Annotated in this window: 20 protein-coding genes; 12 read left to right on the plus strand and 8 right to left on the minus strand. The window is 72.9% G+C overall.

Annotated features, from left to right (window positions below; all coding sequences use genetic code 11):
• Positions 1-25: 25 nt before the first annotated feature.
• The 4 genes from ACGFYU_RS11470 (at position 26) to ACGFYU_RS11485 (ending at position 3621) form a co-directional block, all read left to right on the plus strand.
• Positions 26-424 carry a hypothetical protein gene (locus tag ACGFYU_RS11470; RefSeq protein ID WP_393827049.1) on the plus strand — a complete coding sequence of 133 codons (399 nt, stop codon included), beginning with the start codon at positions 26-28 and terminating at the stop codon, positions 422-424.
• 187 nt (positions 425-611) lie between these two features.
• Positions 612-1334: a DUF4142 domain-containing protein gene (locus ACGFYU_RS11475; protein WP_393827050.1), complete on the plus strand. Its 723-nt coding sequence runs from the start codon at positions 612-614 to the stop codon at positions 1332-1334.
• Positions 1335-1338: 4 nt separating this feature from the next.
• Positions 1339-2700 (plus strand): DUF1996 domain-containing protein, encoded by a 1362-nt coding sequence (locus ACGFYU_RS11480; protein ID WP_393827051.1) that lies wholly within the window; start codon positions 1339-1341, stop codon positions 2698-2700.
• Between the two features lie 129 nt (positions 2701-2829).
• Positions 2830-3621 carry an RNA polymerase sigma factor gene (locus ACGFYU_RS11485; protein WP_393827052.1) on the plus strand — a complete coding sequence of 264 codons (792 nt, stop codon included), beginning with the start codon at positions 2830-2832 and terminating at the stop codon, positions 3619-3621.
• Between the two features lie 72 nt (positions 3622-3693).
• Here ACGFYU_RS11485 and ACGFYU_RS11490 read toward each other — a convergent pair whose 3' ends face one another.
• Complete coding sequence (locus ACGFYU_RS11490; protein ID WP_393827053.1) at positions 3694-4593, minus strand: PucR family transcriptional regulator; 900 nt, start codon at positions 4591-4593, stop codon at positions 3694-3696.
• Between the two features lie 799 nt (positions 4594-5392).
• Between ACGFYU_RS11490 and ACGFYU_RS11495 the strand changes: the two genes are divergently transcribed.
• The 5 genes from ACGFYU_RS11495 to ACGFYU_RS11515 all read left to right on the plus strand — a co-directional run bounded on the left by ACGFYU_RS11495 (position 5393) and on the right by ACGFYU_RS11515 (position 11091).
• The gene (locus ACGFYU_RS11495; RefSeq protein ID WP_393827054.1) at positions 5393-6247 is read left to right on the plus strand and encodes a hypothetical protein; all 855 of its coding nucleotides are present in this window, start codon (positions 5393-5395) and stop codon (positions 6245-6247) included.
• Positions 6244-7692 carry an NADH-ubiquinone oxidoreductase-F iron-sulfur binding region domain-containing protein gene (locus tag ACGFYU_RS11500; protein WP_393827055.1) on the plus strand — a complete coding sequence of 483 codons (1449 nt, stop codon included), beginning with the start codon at positions 6244-6246 and terminating at the stop codon, positions 7690-7692. Before ACGFYU_RS11495 ends, ACGFYU_RS11500 begins: the two co-directional genes overlap by 4 nt.
• Before the next feature lie 170 nt (positions 7693-7862).
• The gene (locus tag ACGFYU_RS11505) at positions 7863-8831 is read left to right on the plus strand and encodes an SCO0930 family lipoprotein (protein WP_393827147.1); all 969 of its coding nucleotides are present in this window, start codon (positions 7863-7865) and stop codon (positions 8829-8831) included.
• A gap of 94 nt (positions 8832-8925) precedes the next feature.
• Positions 8926-9357 carry a hypothetical protein gene (locus tag ACGFYU_RS11510; RefSeq protein WP_393827056.1) on the plus strand — a complete coding sequence of 144 codons (432 nt, stop codon included), beginning with the start codon at positions 8926-8928 and terminating at the stop codon, positions 9355-9357.
• A gap of 147 nt (positions 9358-9504) precedes the next feature.
• A complete protein-coding gene (locus ACGFYU_RS11515) occupies positions 9505-11091 on the plus strand; it encodes an alpha/beta hydrolase (protein ID WP_393827057.1) in 1587 nt (528 codons plus the stop codon).
• A gap of 35 nt (positions 11092-11126) precedes the next feature.
• On the opposite strand, the gene ACGFYU_RS11520 is transcribed toward ACGFYU_RS11515, so the two are convergent.
• From ACGFYU_RS11520 to ACGFYU_RS11540, 5 genes are all read right to left on the minus strand, one after another.
• On the minus strand, positions 11127-11741 hold the full coding sequence (locus ACGFYU_RS11520) for a DUF4865 family protein (RefSeq protein WP_393827058.1): 615 nt from the start codon (positions 11739-11741) through the stop codon (positions 11127-11129).
• Between the two features lie 30 nt (positions 11742-11771).
• A complete protein-coding gene (locus ACGFYU_RS11525; protein ID WP_393827059.1) occupies positions 11772-12344 on the minus strand; it encodes a TetR/AcrR family transcriptional regulator in 573 nt (190 codons plus the stop codon).
• Between the two features lie 95 nt (positions 12345-12439).
• Positions 12440-12991 (minus strand): hypothetical protein, encoded by a 552-nt coding sequence (locus ACGFYU_RS11530; protein WP_393827060.1) that lies wholly within the window; start codon positions 12989-12991, stop codon positions 12440-12442.
• Positions 12925-13611, minus strand: coding sequence for an MFS transporter (locus tag ACGFYU_RS11535; RefSeq protein WP_393827061.1), 687 nt, complete (start codon positions 13609-13611; stop codon positions 12925-12927). Before ACGFYU_RS11535 ends, ACGFYU_RS11530 begins: the two co-directional genes overlap by 67 nt.
• A 129-nt stretch (positions 13612-13740) precedes the next feature.
• Complete coding sequence (locus tag ACGFYU_RS11540; RefSeq protein WP_393827062.1) at positions 13741-14343, minus strand: hypothetical protein; 603 nt, start codon at positions 14341-14343, stop codon at positions 13741-13743.
• Positions 14344-14479: 136 nt separating this feature from the next.
• On the opposite strand from ACGFYU_RS11540, the gene ACGFYU_RS11545 reads away from it, so the two are divergent.
• Positions 14480-15157, plus strand: coding sequence for a response regulator transcription factor (locus ACGFYU_RS11545; protein ID WP_393827063.1), 678 nt, complete (start codon positions 14480-14482; stop codon positions 15155-15157).
• A gap of 61 nt (positions 15158-15218) precedes the next feature.
• Positions 15219-16577 carry a sensor histidine kinase gene (locus ACGFYU_RS11550; protein ID WP_393827064.1) on the plus strand — a complete coding sequence of 453 codons (1359 nt, stop codon included), beginning with the start codon at positions 15219-15221 and terminating at the stop codon, positions 16575-16577.
• A gap of 3 nt (positions 16578-16580) precedes the next feature.
• Here ACGFYU_RS11550 and ACGFYU_RS11555 read toward each other — a convergent pair whose 3' ends face one another.
• Positions 16581-16994, minus strand: a complete 414-nt coding sequence (locus ACGFYU_RS11555) for a PaaI family thioesterase (RefSeq protein WP_393827065.1) — start codon at positions 16992-16994, stop codon at positions 16581-16583.
• Between the two features lie 55 nt (positions 16995-17049).
• A complete protein-coding gene (locus ACGFYU_RS11560) occupies positions 17050-19074 on the minus strand; it encodes an FAD-dependent oxidoreductase (RefSeq protein ID WP_393827066.1) in 2025 nt (674 codons plus the stop codon).
• Positions 19075-19341: 267 nt separating this feature from the next.
• On the opposite strand from ACGFYU_RS11560, the gene ACGFYU_RS11565 reads away from it, so the two are divergent.
• Positions 19342-20571 carry a hypothetical protein gene (locus tag ACGFYU_RS11565; protein WP_393827067.1) on the plus strand — a complete coding sequence of 410 codons (1230 nt, stop codon included), beginning with the start codon at positions 19342-19344 and terminating at the stop codon, positions 20569-20571.
• Positions 20572-20615: the final 44 nt, after the last annotated feature.

The raw sequence follows: 20615 nt of genomic DNA on the forward strand, positions 1-20615 counted from the left end.
TTCACCCGGCACCTGGGAGGCCGACATGGCGCGGCTGTACGTCGACGGCGACCTGCTCGTCGTGCATCTGTCCTGGTGGGAGAAGATCTCGGCCCGACAGGAGGGGCCGCGGGTTCCGCTGGCCGCCGTGGCCGATGTCTCCGTCGTACGGGACTGGTGGCGCCCGTTGCGCGGCGCACGGGTCCGCGGCAGGCTCGTGCCCTCCGTGCGGTGCCTGGGGACCTGGCGGCACGCCACGGGCCGGGACTTCGTCGCCATCCGCGCCCGCCACCTGCGGGTGGTCCGCGTCGACCTGCGGCCGCCGTCGCCGTACGCCCGTATCTCCGTCAGCGACCCCGAGTCCGACGAGACGGCCGCGGCCCTTCGAACGGCCCTGGACCGGCGGTCGGGCACGGACCCCCGGCAGGCCTCCGTCCGCGCGTAGGGCGCGGCAAGATATCAGCCTTTCGGGTACCAGCCCGGATGTTTATCCAATAGTGATGGCCCTCCCGCAACGGCACCACAAGGGGCACTAGCGTCCCGTGACACCCCGGGAACGCGGGTGTGCCCCGCACGGCGCGTGCGGCCCCCCTGCCCCGCCACCCTCCCGGCCCACGGAGCAAGGAGGCACTGTGCTGTCATTCCGCCGGAGGTCCATCAACAGCCTGTCGGTGGCCACGAGATACACGATCGGAAGCGGCTTCGTCATCACCGCCCTGGCCGTCACGCTGATCGCCCTGCTGATCCCGGTGGACAAGTTCGGCGGCCGGACCGCGGGCGCGGCCGCCCGCCCGGCGGCCGAGGACGACGGCGCCGGGATCCTGAGCACGGCGTACGGGCCGCTGACCCCCGCGGACCGGGACTTCGTCCGCAAGGTACGGCTCGCCGGACTGTGGGAGCTGCCCGCCGGCCGGCAGGCCCAGCAGCGCGGCACGCGCGCCGCGGTGCGCACGGCCGGGGAGCACCTCGTCGAGGGCCACACCGAACTGGACCGGCAGGTCATCCAGGTCGGCCAGGCCCTCGGCATCGACCTGCCCAACCAGCCCTCGGAGCAACAGCAGGACTGGCTCGGCCAGTTGACCCGCGCCAAGGGCGACGAGTACGAGCGGCTGTTCATCCAGCTGCTGCGCCGGGCGCACGGAAAGGTGTTCGCGCTGCTCGCCCAGATACGGGCGCAGACACGCAACTCCATGGTCCGCGCGCTGGCCACCTCCGCCAACACCACGGTCCTGGACCACATCACGGTCCTGGAGGACAGCGGGCTCGTCGACTTCGACGCGCTCTCCGACGCCACCCCCGCCCCCGTCCCCGTCACGTCCCCTCCCCCGTCCGCCCGACGAAGCGAAGTGAAGTGATCGCATGAGTGAAAAGGGCCATAAGCGCCCCCGGTTGTCGAAGAGGCTCCTGGCCACCGTCGCCGCGCTGCTCCTCGGTGGCGGCGGGGTCGCCGCCGTCGCCGGCAACGCCAACGCGGGCCAGGAGCAGGACCGTACGGCTCGGGTGACGGCCACCATCGACTGCCCGGACGTGGGCGACAAGCTCACAGCCGTACCCGACCAGGCCCGCTCCGAGGTCGACGACAGCCTCGCCGAGCTCGACGTACAGGTGGCCGACGCCTACCGGCGGCTGGCATCCGGAGAAGCCCGCGGCGACGCCCTCCTCGGGGACCTGCGGGCACAGCGCGACAAGACCATCACCCGCATGACGGACGCGATAGCCCGGTCCGCGAGCCGCCCCGAGGAGCTGAAGTCCCTCGCCGGATGCCGGATGAAGCAGGCGTCCGCGCAGGAGGACGACGCCGCTGCCGATCCGGAAGCCGCCCGCGCCATCGGCGGCAAGGCCGGACCGGCGCGCAGCGACTTCGTCTCCATCACCAAGGTCCGGCCGAACGTCCGCACCCCCGCACCGGCGGCCGGCGCCTCCACGGGGTCCTTCAGCTCGCGGTGCGGCCGCAACGAGAACGGCCACTCCAACCCCGACAACGTGATCGTCGCGCCCGGCGTCTCCAACGGCGCCCACCACATGCACGACTACGTGGGCAACAAGTCCACCGACGCCTTCTCCACCAACGACAGCCTCGCCGCGGCCGGCACCACCTGCGGCAACGGCGACCAGTCCAGCTACTACTGGCCCGTGGTCAGGCTGCGCGACGGCAAGGCGGCCCAGGACGCCAAGGCGCCCGGCGGCGGGCTGGACGCGAACGTCGGCACGATCCTGCGGCCCAAGCAGGTCACGATCACCTTCAAGGGCAGCCCCGTCGGCAAGGTCACCGCGATGCCCCGCTTCCTGCGCATCATCACCGGCGACGCCAAGGCCTTCATCAACGGCACGGCGAACGCCAACGCCTCCTGGAGCTGCACCGGCTTCGAGGACCGCCAGCTGAAGGACAAGTACCCGATCTGCCCCAAGGGCAGTGACGTGGTGCGCACCTTCACCTTCCAGAGCTGCTGGGACGGCCGGAACACCGACAGCGCCAACCACCGTACGCACGTGGCGTTCCCGGACAGGAACGGCCGCTGCCCGAAGGGCTTCAAGGCCGTTCCGCAGCTGGTGCAGCGGATCACCTACGGCATCGCACCGGGCGCGCGGTTCGCCGTGGACAGCTTCCCGGAGCAGTTGCACAAGCCGGTGACCGACCACGACGACTTCATCAACGTCATGTCGAACGGCCTCATGGCCACCGCCGTCGACTGCATCAACGGCGGGCGCACCTGCCGCTGACGCCCGATGCCCCCGGGCCGGGCGCCCTCCTCCCCCACCCAACGCGCCCGCCCGGGACAGGTGTTGGCCCGAAGCCGACTTCGGGCCAACACCGCACACCCGTTCCCGCACGACGCTGCGAGGAGTCCCATGTCCGGCTCTCGTACATCCGCAGACTCCGACGGGGAACTCACCCGGCGGCTCAGGAGGGGATTCGGCGCGGGCGCCACGGACCCGGCCGTGTGCGACCTCCTCTACCGGCGGCACCGGCGGGCGGCGCTCGCGTACGCGCGCACCTGCTGCCGTACCCCGCAGGACGCGGAGGACCTCGTGTCGGAGGCCTTCCTGCGGACCTTCCAGGCCATCCGCGCCGGCGCCGGACCGCGGGGCCCCTGGCGGGCGTACCTGCTGGCCGTCGTGCGCCACACCGCCATGCAGTGGCGGGACGGCGAGGGCCTGACCCTCCTGACCGGGGACTTCGACGCCTGGTGCCAGCAGGCGGCCGCCGGGAGCGATCCGCAGTCCCGGCTGCTCGCGGGCGAGGACCGCCGGCTCGTCGTCCGCTCCTTCCGCACGCTGCCGGCGCGCTGGCAGGCCGTGCTGTGGCACACGCTCGTCGAGGAGGACCCGCCGCACGAGGTCGCCGCGCTGCTGGGCATCAGCCCGAGCGCGGTGACCTCGCTGGCCTTCCGGGCGCGGGAGGGGCTGCGCGAGGCGTATCTCCGCGCCCATCTGGACACCGCGGCGGACCCCCGGTGCGGCCACTTCAGCGGCATGCTCGGGGCGGCGGTGCGGCGCGCGGCCCGTACGCGTGCGCCGCACGGGCTCGCCGTGCACCTGGCGGCGTGCGGGGCCTGCGCACGGGCGTACGCGGAGCTGATCGACCTCAACTCCACGCTGCGCGGCGCGGTTCCGGCGGCCGGCACAGCGGCCGCCGCCTGAGCGCGCCCGGCGAGTGGAACCGGCCCGGCCCCGTGCTGACGGGGGCCGGGCCGGCTGCCGTGCGCCGGTGGATCACAGGCCGTTGACCCGCGCCATCCGCCCGACGACCAGCGGGGTGAAGTCCGCGGTGACCACACGGGCCGTCCTGCGGCCCACCCTCGAGTGCTGGCGCCGCACCTGGGCCATCAGCCGACGGCTGCGCAGGGCCATCTCCAGCTCAAAACGGGTGCGGGGATCCCGCAGTCCGGTACCGAAGAGCTTCTCCAGCTGCCGCATCCGGTAGCGGACCGTCTGCGGATGCACGCTCAGGGCCTTGGCCGCCTCGGGTGCGCCGCCGCCCTCCAGCCAGGCCAGCAGGGTCACTTCCAGCCGTTCGCTCTGGCGCGGGGTCAGATCCGCCAGCGGCCGCAGCCACCGGGCGGCCAGGGCATGGGCCAGCGGCTCGTCCTGGAGCAGCAGCAGGGTCGAGAGGTGGTCGTCGACGAAGACGGCGCGGGCCTCCAGGCCGCCCGCGCGGGCGGGCGTCAGCGCCAGCAGGCGCAGCGCCCAGCGCAGCGAGGACGCGGTGTCCCGCAGCGGGACGGCGTGGCCGACCGCCGCGAACCGGCCGCGCAGGGGGAGTTCGAGCGGGGCCCGGGTGTCGGGATCGGGGCTCGGGACCAGCAGGCACGGCCGGCCGGCGAACGTGCCGGCGAGCGCGTCGTCCAGTACGGTCGCCAGCTGCTGCGTCTCGCCGGGCGTGGCCGGTGCGATGGCCCGTACGGACGCCGGGAGGGGCCAGCCGGCCGCTTCGGCGAGCTCCGAGAGGGAGCTCGCGGATGCGGCCCGGTCGTCGGTCAGGGCCTTGAAGAGCTCCTGGCGCGCCCGACTGCCTTGGTCCGCGCCCTCGGTCTCGGGCTCGGGCTCGGGCTCGGGCTCGGCCTCAAGGGCGGCCTCGGTCTCCGCTCCGGTCGGTTCCGGCGGCGGTTTCACCGCCCGCGGACCGGGCCGCCCTTGCGGACCGCGCGGTGCCGGCAGTGCCTGCAGGCGTTGGGGCGGCCGGTGTTGCTCCTGTTCCGTGCCCGACCGGCTCTCGCGCACGTCCCGTTCACAGGGGGCGTCGCGGTAGCCGAGAGCGACGAGCAGAGCCTCTTCCACACACTGCCTGAGCAATTCGTCATCGATGGCATCGTTGTCATCGATAAGCGTGGAAAATCCCGGAATTCCATGCAGAAGCTCCTCCACTATCTCGGCGGCCAGCGCGGGGAGTTCCCTTCGCAGGACGCGGGTCCACTCTCCGCGTGGGCGGGACCAGATGCGGTTCAGAAGTTCGCACATCGTTTCCTCGTTCGTGCCGGGGTGAGGCCTGCCCGGTGCGGGAGCGACAGGCCTGCCGAGGTCGCGTTTCTCGTCAACTGCCCTGTTCGACAAGAGAGTTGCGATCCTCGTACTACCTCCTGGAGGGGACCGGCCCCCTACGGTCCCGTGATTTTGCCTTGTTTTTGCCGTCGGGGACGCGTAGGCCGCGGGCAGCGCTGTGGCCTGTCGCAACCTCCACTGGAGGGGAATCTTCCGGGGTTGTTCGGTGCGCCACAGACGCGGTGCGAGAAATTATCACGTTTCGATAAATCCTGTGGAGGAGCCGTGCAGCTCCACGATGCTGCTGCACTCCGGCCCCAAGCACCTCGGCCGGCGCAGGAATTTCACAGCGCTGCCGGGCACGACCGTCAACGACCCCCGGGTGCCGAGCGCCCGCTGGAGTGCTCGGCACCCAGGCGCACAGGAGATCTGGATGCCCCTGCCCCAGCTGCACATACCGCGCTCGCACCGGGCCCGCCGCAGGAGTCTTCCCGCGCCCGCGGCTCCGGTCGCCGCCGCGGCCCTCGCCTCCGTCATCGTGGCGGCCCGCGCGGGCGCCCTGACCCACCTCTGGGACTTTCTCGACTTCGGGGCGGGCGTACTCTCGCTCGTCTCGCTCACCGCCACCGTCCTGTGGGGGCTGGTGGCCACCGACCGGGTGCTGCTCGGACCCGGCCACCGACTGCTCGCCCAAGGCGTGCACCGGGGCCTGGCCGTGGCGGGGCTGGGCTTCCTCGCCCTGCACGTCTGGATCAAGGTCGCGGAGCAGAAGACCACCGCGGCCGCCGCCGTCCTGCCCTTCGCGGACGACGGGCAGCCGGTCCTCCTCGGACTCGGGTCGCTGGCCGGATACCTCTTCGTCTCCGTGGCCGTGTCCGGCGCGGTGCGCAGCGTGTTCGCCACCAAGAGCCGCTCCCTGTGGTGGCGTGCCCTGCACTTCGGCGCCTACCCGGCCTGGGGGGCGTCGCTGGTGCACGGGCTCAAGGCGGGCCGCCCGGGCGGTGCCTGGGTGACCGCGGCCTACGCACTGTGCCTGATCGGCGTGGCCACCGTACTGGCGCTCCGGATCAAGTCGCGGATGCACGGCGCCCGTTCGCGCCCCTCCCCGGCCCCTCCGACGCGACCGCGGCCGCGGCCGCGCCCCGGTTCGGGGACCGGGACCGGTCCGCGCAGGAACGTGTCCGTACGGTCGGTGCCGCCGCCCCGGCCGGAACACCCCCCGTACGCCGCCGCGTACGCACCGGGCGGCTCCGACCGGCAGCCCGCCACCCGAGAGCGGTGGACGTGACGGGCGAACCGCGCCCCGGCCTCGGCTGCGTGGGCGCCCCCAGACTGCTCGCCGGACTGGACCGGACCCCACGCCTCGACCGCTCCGCCCATCTGGCCGTACACGGCACACTGCCCCGGTACCGCCCCGACGAACTCGTCGGCCTCGCCGACGACATCGACCTGCGGGGTCGCGGCGGGGCCGGCTTCCCCTTCGCGCGCAAACTCCGGGCCGTCACCCGGTCCGCCCGCGGGCGGGACGCCCCCACCGCCGTCGTCGTCAACGGCAGCGAGGGAGAACCGAGTTGCCTCAAGGACACCGCACTGCTGCTGCACGTCCCGCATCTGGTGCTCGACGGGGCCCTGCTGGCCGCTGCCGCGCTCTCCGCCGAGGACGTGGTGGTGGCCGTCACCCGGGCGGACGTGGAGCAGTCCGTACGGGACGCGGTCGCCGAGCGGGGTCCGGCCGGCCGCCGGGTGCGCGTGACGAGGCTGCCCGAGCGGTTCGTGACCGGGGAGGGCACCGCCCTCGTCGGCGGCCTGAACGGCGGGGCGGCGCTGCCGTCCGGGCAGAGGGTGCGGACCAGCGAGCGGGGTCTGGGGGGTGTGCCGACCCTGCTGTCGAACACCGAGACCTACGCCCAACTCGCCGTCGCCGCCCGGCTCGGCGCTCCGGAGTACCGCGGGACCGGCCTGCCGGCCGAGCCCGGCACCGTGCTGCTGACCGTCGCCGGGTCCACGGTCGTCGAGACGCCGACCGGGGCCTCGCTCGCGTACGTCCTGGAGCTGTGCGGCACCGATCCGGGGCAGGGGGTGCTGGTCGGCGGCTACCACGGCCGCTGGCTGGACGCCGGGTCCGCGCGCTCCGCGCAGGTGTCCCGGCAGTCCCTGGCGGCCTTCGGCGCGGTGCTGGGGGCTGGGGCGGTGCTGCCGCTGCCCGAGGACACCTGCCCGGCCGGCGAGGTGGCGCGGGTGACCCGGTGGATGGCGAAGGAGTCGGCGGGCCAATGCGGGCCCTGCGTACGGGGGTTGCCCGCACTGGCCGACGTACTGGAGGAGGCCGTCAGAGGTGGCGGCCGGGTGGCCCTGGAGGCGGTGGAGGAACGTCTGAAGGGCGTCCGGGGCCGCGGTGCGTGCAGCCATCCCGACGGCACCTCGCACTTCGTGGCCTCGGCGCTGGCCGCCTTCCCCGACGAGTTCCACGACCACGCCCTCGGCAGCGGGTGCGGCCGGCGGGTGCTCGGGGCGCTGCCGCTGCCGCGCGACGAGAGTCCGGAGCGGCTGGTCGTGGACTGGACCCTGTGCAAGGGGCACGGGCTGTGCGTGGACATCCTTCCCGATGTCGTACGGCTCGACGCGGACGGCTATCCGGCCCAGGCCTCCATGCCGGTGCCGGGGCGGCTGCGGCCGAAGGCGCTGCGCGCGATCCGGCGCTGCCCCGCTCTCGCGCTGCGGATTCAGGAATGAACCGGGCCGGTGCACGGCCGCGGGCCGCCTCCGAGTTCATTCTTGGCGCGATCTGACAAATTCCCCGGGATATGAACTCCCACTCTCCCGAGGCCCGTATGAATGACGAGGGCATGACATCGCGGGACCGAATCCGAAGGAGACGAATCGTGAAGAGAATGCGTCGTGGGATGTGCGCCGGGTCTGCGGTCGCGGTACTGCTGCTGACGGCCGGATGCGGTCTCGGCAGTGAATCCCCGAAAAAGAGCAATGCGGTGCAGCCGGTGAGCGACAGCAAGAAACTCGGCTCGGAGTACGGCTCCGGATACGGCTCGGGATCCGATACGGGCTACGGAAGCGATCCGGGCACACCCACGGTGGGCGAAGCCGGGAAGAACGGTCCGGCCGGACAGCTGAAGGTGGCGGAGCTCCCGAACCTGGGCGGCGCGGTCACCGACGGGGCCGGCTTCACGCTCTACCGCTTCGACAAGGACACGGCGAAGCCGCCCAAGTCCAACTGCGACGGGGACTGCGCCAAGGCCTGGCCTCCCGTGGCGGCGGACGACGCCACGGCGGGTGAGGGGATCGACGCGGGCCTGCTCGGTTCGGTCGCGCGGGCCGACGGCACCCGGCAGCTGACCCTCGCGGGGTGGCCCGTCTACCGCTACGCGAAGGACGCGAAGGCGGGTGACGCGCTGGGCGAGGGCGTCGGCGGAACCTGGCACGCGCTGGGCGCCGACGGAAAACCGGCCGCCGCGGCCAAGAAGCCCGCGCAGGAGGCCGAGAAGACGGAGAAGGGAGTCGAACTCTCCGTCCGGCAGAACGCTTCGCTCGGCGGGATCCTGGCGGACGCGGAGGGCCGCACGCTCTACCGCTTCGACAAGGACAGCGCCTGGCCGATGAAATTCGGCTGCCTCGACGCCTGCCTGGACGCGTGGAAGCCCGCCCAGCCCGTCGACAAGGCCAAGGTGTCGGGAATCGCCGCCGAATTGGTCGGCTCCGTGAAGCGCCCCGACGGCTCCGAGCAATTGACCATCGACTGCTGGCCGGTCTATACGTTCACCGGCGACAAGGAGCCCGGCGATATCAACGGACAGAACAAGCAGGGCCTTTGGTTCGCCGTGACCGACAAGGGCAAGAAGGCGAAGGCGGCCGGCTAGCACCGACGGGCCCACCGGGCCCCCTCAGATCCGTGGTGCCCGGCTCTCCCCACCGGGCACCACGGCCACACCCCGATCAGCCAGTGAGGACGCCATGCCACGGACCGCCTGCCGGACCCTTCCCGTCATCGCCGCGTGCGCCGCCGCGCTGCTGGGCGGCGGGTGCGCCGGACACCCGGCACCCCTGACGCCATCGACCTCGACGACCTCGGCCTCGATCGATGAAATCGCGGCCGCCATCGGCTGCACCGCCGAAGTGAGCGTCCAGGCCGAGGAGTTGCGCCAGGCCGGATGCCAAACCGGGCAGGGCGCCTTCCGCATGGTCACCTTCGCCGGAGCGGAGGGGCAGGGCTCCTGGCTCGCCGAGGCCCGCACGTACGGCGGCAGTTACCTGGTCGGCGACCGCTGGGTCGTCACCGCCCAGCCCGCGGAGGCCCTGGCCGCCCTGCGCACCCGCCTCGGCGGCTCCCTCGAATCCCCGTCGGAACACAGCGGTCACGGCGCAGCGCATTCGACCGGCGGATGACCGGAGGATGACCGGCGGCGTGTCGGCCAGTTGTCCGGATATCTCCTCATTCGCGAGACGCACAAGGCCCGACCTTCGGGATGATTCGCCCCGGCTCCGCGTGCAACAAGGTGAGCGGGTAAGCGACTTCGCGAAAGGAACTGCCTCGTGCGCCTGAAACGCTCCGCACCGCTGCTCACCGCCGCCGGGCTCATCGCCACCACCCTGCCCCTGCTGACCTCGACCCAGGCCACCGCCGCCCCGGCGGCGGACTACCTGCGGCAGAAGCCCGCCTGGCACCGCTGCAGCGCCGACCAGCCGGCCTCGTACGAATGCGCCACGCTGAAGGTCCCGCTCGACTACCGGCGTCCGGACGGGCAGACGATCGACCTCGCGATATCCCGGATGAAGAGCGAGAACCCCGCCAAGCGCCACGGCGCCATGCTGCTCAACCCCGGCGGTCCGGGCGGCTCGGGGCTCGATCTGCCGCTGATGGTGAACGAGGCGATGCCGAAGGAGGTCCGGGAGCAGTACGACCTCATCGGCTTCGACCCGCGCGGGGTCGGCGCCAGCAGCCCGATCACCTGCGGGCTGACCGACACCGAGCAGGCCATCGACCGGCCGTACCGGCCGGAGAGCTTCCCCTCCGACGTGGAGTGGGCCCGTACGGTCGCCGACAAGTGCCGCGAGAAGGCCGGCGCGGTGCTCCCGTACATCACCACCCGCAACACGGCGCGCGACATGGACACGATCCGTACGGCGCTGGGCGAGCGCAAGCTCTCGTACCTGGGCTACTCGTACGGGACCTACCTGGGCGCGGTGTACTCGCAGATGTTCCCGGAGCGGACCGACCGCTTCGTGCTCGACAGCGGCGTGGACCCGCAGCGGATCTGGCGCGGCATGCTCCAGGTCTGGGCCACGGAGGCCGAGCCCGCCTTCGCGCGGTGGACGCGGTGGGCGGCGGAGCGGTCGGGCGAGTTCGCGCTGGGCGACACCCCGAAGGCCGTGTCCGACACGTTCTGGGGGCTGGTGGAGCGGGCCGACCGGGACCCGATCGACTTCGACGGGCAGAAGGTGACGGGCGACGACATCCGTGCCGCGCGGGCGGTGTTCTTCTATCCGGCGCAGGCCACTCCCCTGGTGGTGGCCCTGAAGGCGGCCGCCGAGGGCAAGCCGCTGCCCCCCGGCCCGGCCGTGGCGGAGGCCAAGAGGCTGCTCGGAGGCGCCCCGGCCGCCGAGCCCGCCTCGGACAACGGCACGGCGGTGTTCTGGGCCGTGGTGTGCGGGGACGCGGGCACCTGGCCCCGCTACACCGAGCAGTACGAGCGGGACGCGGCCAAGGACAAGGTCAAGTACCCCCTGTACGGGGACTTCGCGTCCAACATCAAGCCGTGCGCCTTCTGGCAGCGGCCGGTGGAGGCGGCCACGCCGATGAGGACGCGGGCGAACGTGCTGACCGTGCAGAACGAGTGGGACTCGCAGACCCCGCTCACCAGCGGCCAGGGCCTGCACCGGGCGCTCAAGGGCTCGCGGATGGTGCTGGCGGCGGGCGGTGAGGGCCACGGCGTGTACCTCGCCGACCCGAACTCCTGCGCCAACGCCCCGGTCAACACGTACCTGACGACGGGCCGGCTGCCCGCGGAGGACGTGACCTGCCAGAACCCGGCGGGCGGAACGGAGCGGCGCGAGTCGCTGACGCCGTCTCCGTCGCCGTCCCGTCCGCTGCCGTTCCCGGCCGGTCCGAACCGCTTCTGACCTTCTGACCTTCTGACCTTCTGACCTTCTGACCGCTACGGGTGGATGCCGTCCGGCAAATCGGCCAGGCCGGGCGCGGACAGGTGGAGCACCTGGTACCGCTCGGTGGCGTCCTCGTCCTGCGGGACGGTGTCCGCCCACACGACGAACCTGAGCAGGCGCCAGTCCCGGGGGTCGACGGCGAGCACGGCGGTGTGTACGCCCTCCCGCCGTGCGAGCTCCGCCAACTCCCGGGTCTCGCGCTCGATCCGCTCGGCCAGTCCCAGGCCGTCGGGATCCGGGCCGGGGCCGTCCGGCAGCGCGGTCAGGCGGCGCGACGCGGCCGCCGGGACGGCGGTGCGGGCGGGCCCGGCCAGGGCGGCCAGCCCGGTCCAGTGCCGGACGGGCGGCCGGCCGAAGTCGCGGATGATGCCCTGGAAGCCGGCGCCGCCGACCAGGAACCGGCCCATCGCGCCGATGTCGTTCCAGAGGTAGAAGGGCGCGTACTGGTTCACGGGCGAGCCGTCGACGCCGCGTTCGCGCACCAGGTACGCCTTCAGCCCCAGCCCGGCGCGGTCGTCGAGGAGGTGGCCGTGGTCGGCGACGCGCTTGCGGATGATCCGCATGTCGTAGTCGGCGGGGAGGGTGATCTCGTACTGACTCGCGTACACGGGGTGCGTCGGCCTTCCGGTCAGGGGTGATCAGCTGCGGGACGTGGTGTGGGCGGCGAGCAGCCCGAGGAGGCCGTCGACGGCCCGGCCGAACACGTCGGCGGAGTCCGCGGCCCGGGCCAGCACGTAACCGCCCTGGAGCACCGCGACGATGGCGGCGGCGGTGGCGTCCGGGTCGAGTCCGGCGGCCAGTTCGCCGCGGTCCAGTCCCTCGGCCAGCACTCCGGAGATCCGCTCGCGCAGCCACGTGAAGGTCTCCTCGACCGGGCGGCGCAGGGCGGGGTCCGCCATGACGTCGGGGTCCTGGGTGAGCCGGCCGACGGGGCAGCCCTTGAGCACCTCGCGTTCGCGCCGCAGGTACGCGGTGATCCGCTCGGGCGCCGTACCGGGCGCGGCGAACTGCGCCTCGGCCGTGGCGCGCAGCTCCGCGGCCGTACGGTCGATCGCGGCGAGCGCCAGCTCCGGCTTGCCGGCGAAGTGGTGGTACATGCTCCCCTGGCCGACTCCGGCTCGCTGCTGGATGGCCTTCGGGCTGGTGGCGACGTAGCCGCGTTCCCACAGCAGTGCGCGGGTGCTCTCGATGAGGCGTTCGGACGTGCTCATGCCTGCAGTGTACATACCAGTAGGTACAGAACTCTTGCCGGTACGGGCTCCACCGCGGCCGCCGCGCAGCGGGGTGAGCAGGCCGGCGCCGAGGATCAGCAGGCAGAACGCCCCGCAGGCCAGGCTGATGGCCGGAACCCCGTGACGCTGGGCGAGCACCGTGAGCACGGCCACGCCCACCGGGCCCGAGGCGTTGTGCACCGCCCAGAAGGCGGAGGTGACCCGGCCCAGGAGGTGGTCGGGGTGACCTGCTGGCGCAAGGTCATGGAGCTGACCCCGGCCAGGGTCATCCCGAACATGAACACGGCGGCCAGCACGGCGATCAGCGGCACGCTGTCGCTGACGCCGGTCACCGTGATCCCGGCGCCGATCATCGCGACCGAGGCCAGCCAGCAGGTCCCGAAGCCGAAGACCCGGCGCAGCGCCCCCGCGGCGGCGGCCGCGGTGATGGCGCCGATCCCGCTGAAGGCGATCACGTAGCCGAGCGTGGCGGCGTCCCGGTGGAGTTCGCGGCCGATCCGGAAGATCAGCAGGTCGGTGGCGCCCATGGTGACGAAGGTCAGCAGGGTGAGCAGGACCGTCAGCGGCCGCAGCAGCGGATGGGCCCACAGGAAGCGGAACCCGACGACGAACACCTCGCGGAACATCCCCGCCCCGCCCGGCGCCCCCGCCCGGTCGGCGGGGGCGCCGGCGGGCCGGGTGAAGCGCACCCACCCCAGGCTGACGGCGGAGACCAGGAAGGTGGCCCCGTCCAGGCCCCCGCCCAGGTCGGGCCCACCGAGGCCGCGAGCAGCCCGGCCGCCGCCGGCCCGAGCAGGGTCCCGAGGGCGAAGGTACCCATCAGCCGCCCGTTGGCGGCGGTGAGGTCCTCGGTGCGCACCAGGTTGGGTACGGCCGTCACGTACGCCACGTCGAACAGCGTCCTCAGGGCGGTCAGCGCGGTGAGCACGTACAGCAGCCAGATCCGCGGCCCGCCGGCCCACCAGAGGAACGGCACCGCGCCCAGCAGCACCGCCCGCGTCAGATCGCAGACGATCATGAGCCGGCGGCGGTCCACCCGGTCCACCACGTAGCCCGCGAACATCCCCGTGCCGATGCCGGTGGCCCCGGAGACGACGGTGAGGATGCCCATCTGCACGAGGGACCCGGTGGCCTGCATGACCAGCAGTGGAAGCGCCAGCAGCGAGATGGAGCCGCCGAGGACGGACAGCGCCTGGCCGAGCCAGAAGACGGTGAAGTCCTTGTTGCGCCGGAGCGGGCCGGGCAAACCGTCGGGTGCGGGGTGCGATGTGATGGTCCGGCTCCCTCTCACGGTGTGGACGGGGCGTCGACACCGGGACGGTAGGCGACGGATCCCGTCCTGTCACTCGCGTTTTCGGGAGCCGGCCCGTGGGTGCTACCGGCGGGCGGCGGCGGGGGTGTTGCCGGTGATGGTGCCGTCCGAGCCGGACACCGTCACCTTGTGGCGGACCCCGTCCGGTCCGATCACCACGGCCAGCCAGGCGCTGCCGCCGCCCTCCTGGCCGACCACCCGGATGCTCTCGACCTTGCCGCCCTCCACCGCCGCGGCCGCCTTCTCGGCGGCCTGGCCGACGGCCAGCGACGGCAGGGGCGCGGGTGCCGACTTCGCCGGGCCTCCGGGGCCGCCCGCAGCGCCGTGGGGCTTCGAGGCCGGCCCCCTCGCCTCCCGCCAGGCCTTCAGGTCCTTGAGCGCCTCGCGGTCACCCGCCTTGTGGGCACCGCGCTCGCCGCCGGGTCCCCTCTTCCCGCCATCGGCCCAGGCGAAGCCGGGACCCCCGACCACCCTCGCGTCGTGGCGCCCGTCCACCGCCACCGCGACGGCCACCGCCGCACCGCCGGCGATCACCACGGCCGCGCCCAGCGCCGCCCAGCGGGCCCCCTTGCGCCGGGGTACCAGGCGCATCGGGTTCACGCGCGTGCGCGCGCCGGCCTCCGGAGCGTTCTCGGGCTGCTCGGGCGGCGGGAATGACTCAGACATACCGGGACTCCTCATACACAACCAGGCACGTCACCCGGCTCGTTGCCGAGCATGCCGAGCCGATCCTGAAGCCCACCTGAAGCCACCTGAAGACCTCTTCAGCCGGGCGCGGGCGGGGCCTGAGACCCTGGTCGGCATGCGCGTACTGGTGGTGGAGGACGAACGGCGGCTGGCCGTGGCCCTGCAGCGGGGGCTCCAATCGGAGGGGTTCTCGGTGGACGTGGCCCACGACGGGCCGCAGGGGCTGTGGATGGCCACCGAGCACGACTACGACCTGATCGTGCTCGACATCATGCTGCCCGGCCTGAACGGCTACCGGGTCTGCGCCCGGCTCCGCGCCGCCGGCAACGAGTCGGGGATCCTGATGCTCACGGCGAAGGACGGCGAGTACGACGAGGCGGAGGCCCTGGACACCGGCGCCGACGACTTCCTCTCCAAGCCCTTCTCCTACCTCGTCCTGGTCGCCCGGCTGCGCGCGCTGGCCCGGCGTACGCGCCGCCGCGGCCCGCAGACCATGCGGTTCGGCGACCTCGTACTGGACCCGGCCCGGCACGCGTGTTCCCGCGGCGACACCGACATACGGCTGACGGCCCGCGAGTTCGCGGTCCTGGAGTACCTGGCCCGGCGCCCCGGCGAGGTCGTGCCCAAACGGGAGATCCTGGAACAGGTGTGGGACATCGCCTTCGCCGGCGATCCCAACGTGGTCGAGGTCCACATCAGCGCCGTACGCCGCAAGATCGACGCGCCGTTCGGCCGCGCGGCCCTGGAGACCGTACGCGGCGCCGGCTACCGGCTGGCGGTCGACGGTGGCTGAGCCCGCACTCCGACACCTGCGGCGCCTCCTCCTCCGGTCGCCGCTGCGTCGCCTGCGGCCCGTGACCGTCCGCGCCCGGGCCACCGTGGGCGCCGTCGTGGTGGTCGCCGCGGCCCTGGCCCTGGCCTCGTTCGCCCTCCTCGGGCTGCTGGAGGCCAATCTGCTCCGCAACGCCGAGCGCGACGCGGTACGGCAGGCCGACGTCGTCGCCCGGCTCGCGGCCTCCGGAGACCTCGACGCGATGCGGCCGCCCCTGCACGGGATCGAGTTCGTCCAGGTGGTGAACGCACGCGGCCGGGTGCTGCGCGCCTCCCCCAACCTGGCCGGTGAACTCTCGCTCGCCCCCGTCAAACCCCTGCGCCCCGGTACGGTCTTCCACACCTGGCGGCTCCGCCCGCTCGGCGGCGAGCACCGCCAGCGGGTCGTCCAGGTCACCACGGAGACCCCGCAGGGCATGGTCACCGTCTTCGTGGGGACCTCGCTGCGCGACGTGGACGCGGCCGACGACACCACCGCCGCCGCCCTGGCCGTCGGCGGCCCCTTGCTCCTCGCCACCGTCGCTCTCGTGACCTGGCGGGTCACCGGCCGGGCGCTCGGGCCCGTCGAGGCGATCCGCGCCGAGGTCGCCGAGATCAGCGACCGGGACCTGCACCGGCGGGTGCCCGTACCGCCCACGCGGGACGAGGTCGCGCGCCTGGCTCAGACGATGAACACCACCCTGGACCGGCTGGAGTCCGCCGGGACCCGCCAGCGTCAATTCATCGCGGACGCCTCCCACGAACTGCGCAGCCCCATCACGGTGCTGCGCACCCAGCTGGAGGTGGCCCTGGCCGTCCGGGACCCGGAGCTGTGGCCGGAGCTGATCGGCGGCGCGCTCCAGGACATCGAACGGCTGCAGCAGCTCTCCTCCGACCTGCTGCTGCTCGCCCGCATCGACGCCGCCCAGCCGGTGGCGGCGGTCCGGCTGGACCTGGGGACCGTGGTCCGCGACGTCGTGGAGGCGCGCCTGGGGGACCGCGTTCCCGTACGCACCGCGCTGGAACCCGGCATCGAGGTGGAGGGCAGCGAGCTGTGGCTGGCCCGGGTGGTCACGAACCTGCTCGACAACGCCCAGCGGTTCGCCGGCGGGCGGGTGGACGTCGTCCTGCGCGCCACCGGCGGGCCGGACGCGCGGACCGCCGTACTGGAGGTGGTCGACGACGGCCCCGGCATCCCGCCCGGCGACCGGGAGCGGGTCTTCGAGCGCTTCACCCGCCTCGACGACGCCCGCAGCCGCGACCACGGCGGGGCCGGCCTGGGTCTCGCCATAGCCCGCGACGTGACCGCCCACCACGGCGGCAGCCTCACCGCCGAGGACTCCCCGCGCGGGGCCCGGCTGGTGGTGCGGCTGCCGGCCGCGCGGCGGTCGGCTTCGGGCTGAGGCTCAGCCGAGCAGGGCGTACACGGTGGAGGCCGTCGCGGACGGCTCCTCGGCGCCCTCGGGGGTCATCGTGACGTCGGCGAAGGCCATCCGCTTGCCGAGCTTGGTGATCCGTACGTGGATCAGCACGTCCGCGCCGATCACCGGCCGCTGGAAGCTCGTCGACTGCTGGACGGTGGTCATCGGGCCGTACGCCCCGCGCGCGGCGGAGATCGCGATGACGGTGGCGGTGTCGGCGGCCGCCATCAGGGCCTGGCCGGAGAGGCCGCCGCCGTCCCGGGCCAGGGTGTCCGACCAGGGCAGGCGCAGGACGGCGTGCCGGTCGCCGGCCTCCTGGACGGACAGGCCGAGGTCGAGCACCCAGGGGGCGAAGTTGTCGGCGAGGATCTTGTCTGCTTCTGCGGATGAGAACGTCACCGGGCGATTGTGGCGGCCCGGCAAGGCCGCCACAATCCCCTTCGGCGCACCGGTGTCAGAGCGTTGCGGCCAGCTCGGTTCCCTGCCGGATGGCCCGCTTGGCGTCGAGCTCGGCGGCGACGTCGGCGCCGCCGATGAGGTGGGCCTCGATGCCCGCCGCGCGCAGCGCCTCGTACAGGTCGCGGCGCGGCTCCTGGCCGGTGCACAGGACCACGGTGTCGGCGGGTACGAGGCGCTGCTCGTCGCCGACGGTGATGTGCAGGCCCTCGTCGTCGATGCGGTCGTACGTGGCCCCCGCGACGGAGACGACCCCGCGGTGCTTGAGCTCCGCTCGGTGGATCCAGCCGGTGGTGGTACCGAGGCCGGCGCCGACCTTGGTGGTCTTGCGCTGGAGCAGGTGCACCTGGCGCGGCGGGGCGGGGCGCTCGGGCCGGGCGAGCCCGCCGGGGCCGGCGTACTCGGTGTCGACGCCCCAGTGGCGGAAGTAGACGGCGGGGTCCTGGGAGGCGCCCTCGCCGCTGTCGGTGAGGTATTCGGCGACGTCGAAGCCGATGCCGCCGGCGCCGACGACGGCGACGCGCTCGCCGACGGGGGCGCCGTCGCGCAGCACGTCGAGGTAGCTGACGACCTTGGGGTGGTCCACGCCCTCGATGTCGGGGGTGCGGGGGGTGACTCCGGTGGCGACGACGACCTCGTCGTAGCCGCGCAGGGTCTCCACGTCCGCGCGGGTGTTCAGGCGGACGTCGATGTCGTGGGCGGCCAGCTGGGTGCCGTAGTACCGGATGGTCTCCTCGAACTCCTCCTTGCCCGGGATGCGGCGGGCGATGTCGAGCTGGCCGCCGATGTGGCCGGAGGCCTCGAAGAGGGTGACGGCGTGGCCGCGGCCGGCGGCGGATACGGCGCAGGCGAGGCCGGCCGGGCCGGCGCCGACGACGGCGACGCGCTTCTTCAACCGGGTGGGAGAGAGTACGAGTTCGGTCTCGTGGCAGGCGCGCGGGTTGACCAGGCAGCTGGTGATCTTGCCGCTGAAGGTGTGGTCGAGGCAGGCCTGGTTGCAGCCGATGCAGGTGTTGATGGTCTCGGAGCGGCCGGCGGCCGCCTTGGCGACGAAGTCGGCGTCGGCGAGGAAGGGCCGTGCCAGCGACACCAGGTCGGCGCGCCCGTCGGCGAGGAGTTCCTCGGCGATCTCCGGGGTGTTGATCCGGTTGCTGGTGACGAGGGGGACGCTCACCGCGCCCATCAGCCGCTTGGTGACCCAGGTGTAGGCGCCGCGCGGGACGGAGGTGGCGATGGTGGGGATGCGGGCCTCGTGCCAGCCGATGCCGGTGTTGATGATGGTCGCGCCGGCCGCCTCGATCTCCTTGGCGAGGTGGACGACCTCGTCGAGGGTGGAGCCGCCGGGGATCAGGTCGAGCATGGAGAGGCGGTATATGAGGATGAAGTCCTCGCCGACGGCCGCGCGGGTGCGGCGGACGATCTCCAGCGGGAAGCGGACCCGGTTCTCGTACGCACCGCCCCAGCGGTCGGTGCGCTTGTTGGTGGCGGCGGCGATGAACTCGTTGATCAGGTAGCCCTCGGAGCCCATGATCTCGACGCCGTCGTAGCCGGCCGACTTGGCCAGGCGGGCGGCCCGTACGAAGTCCTCGACGGTGCGCTCGACCTCGATGTCGGTGAGCTCGTTCGGGACGAAGGGGCTGATGGGGGCCTGGATCGCGCTGGGGGCGACCAGGTCCTTGTGGTAGGCGTAGCGGCCGAAGTGGAGGATCTGCATCGCGATCTTCCCGCCCTCGGCGTGCACCGCGTCGGTGATCACCCGGTGCTCGGCGGCCTCGTCCTCGGTGGTGAGGCGGGAGCCGCCCTCGACGGGGCGCCCGGCGTCGTTGGGGGCGATGCCGCCGGTGACGATGAGCCCGGCGCCACCGCGGGCGCGCTCGGCGTAGAAGGCGGCGAGGCGCTCGAAGCCGCCCTCGTGCTCTTCGAGGCCGGTGTGCATCGAGCCCATGATCACGCGGTTCGGCAGGGTGGTGAAACCGAGGTCCAGGGGGCTCAGCAGGTGCGGGTACCGGCTCTGGGCAGTCATGGGGGCGCCTCCTCGCGCGGGGGTGATGGACCTGTTCTAGCGGCCTCACCCCGGTTATGCAACTAAGTGCACAACCGGGGTGAGGGCAGCGGGCCCCGGAATTCCATGCCCCCCGGGGCCAGGCCCGCCCCACGCTGTGGCGGAGTTCACGCCCCCCGCCCCGAGGCGCGCAGATGGCCGCATTCCGACCTTGTCGGCCCCTGCCCCCCTCTCTAGCGTCACAGGGCGCTGGGACCTCACGCCGGTGAGGTCCGTGAGGGGGGACCCATGAACAAGGCGCTACGGCGCGCCCTTGCCGTTGCCGGGGCACTGGCCATCCTGCCGCTGGCCGGCTTCTCGGCGCAGGCGCAGCCTCCGGCCCCGCTCTCCGCGGACGCGGTCGCCGCGATGAGCCCGGAACGGCAGGCCGAGGTGCTCGAGCCGCTGAGGGCCGCCGCCGATGCCGCGGCCCAGGTGGGCCTGGGCCCGCGGGCCGACGTCTACACCCAGGTGGAGATGGCCTCCGACTACCGCTCCGTCAACGTCTACCTGACGGATCTGCGCGAAAGCCGGGCCTTCCTCGCCGCGGTGCGGCAGACCAACCGAAAGGTGAACGACCGGCTGATCCACGTGGTGCAGGCGAAGAAATCCCGCCAGGACCTCATGAAGGAGATCTCCGGGATCACCGGACGCTCCGACCTGCCCTTCACCGTCTCGCTCGCCGGCAGTTCCGCCGACGGCAGCGTCATCGAACTCTCCGTGGACGATCCGCGGGCCGCCGAGGCCTACTTGGCCTCACCGGCCGTCGCGCAGCAGCGCACGGGCTCCTCGGCCACGCCCGTCCGCGTCAAGCAGGCACCGCCGTCCCGGCCGCTGAACCGCTGGAACGACACCTCGCCGTTCTACGCGGGAGCCGCCCTCGGGCCCGCCCACGGCAGCCAGTCGAACTGCACCAGCGGGATCCCGGCCATCAGCACCTGGGACGGCCGCCAGTGGCTGGTCACGGCCGGTCACTGCTACAACGTCAACGACAACGTCTGGACGGCCGGCGGCAACTACATCGGCCAGGTCAAGTTCAAGAAGCCCGAGATCGACTCGCTCTTCATCGAAGCCGCCACGAACCGCTATACGTGGGACGGCCTGGACGCGAACGGCTACACCCGCTACCTCAACGGCGTGCGCAACGTCGCCGTGAACGACTTCACCTGCCAGCTGGGGTACAACTCCAAGGTGGTCTGCAACATCCGCACGGTGTACGCGGGCAACGCGAAGTGGAACGTCAACGGCACCGACGTGTGGGGGAGTTACGGCGTACCCCACTACGGAGGCATCGTGGGCCGAGGCGGCGACAGCGGCGGCCCGGTGATCTACATCAACGACCAGAACTCGCGTCAGCTGAACGGCATCGTCAGCTACGGCTGGGGGTGCAACGCCTCCCAGGAGTGCAGCACGGGTCTCGGCTGGGTCGACGTCTGGTCCATCTTCAACGGCTTCGCCATCAAGTTGAATCCGTCCTGAGCCGTACGGAGCCAGGTGCCCCCGACCGGCTCGGTCGGGGGCAC

The sequence above is a fragment of the Streptomyces sp. NPDC048337 genome (assembly GCF_043201175.1).
Classification (GTDB): Bacteria; Actinomycetota; Actinomycetes; order Streptomycetales; family Streptomycetaceae; genus Streptomyces.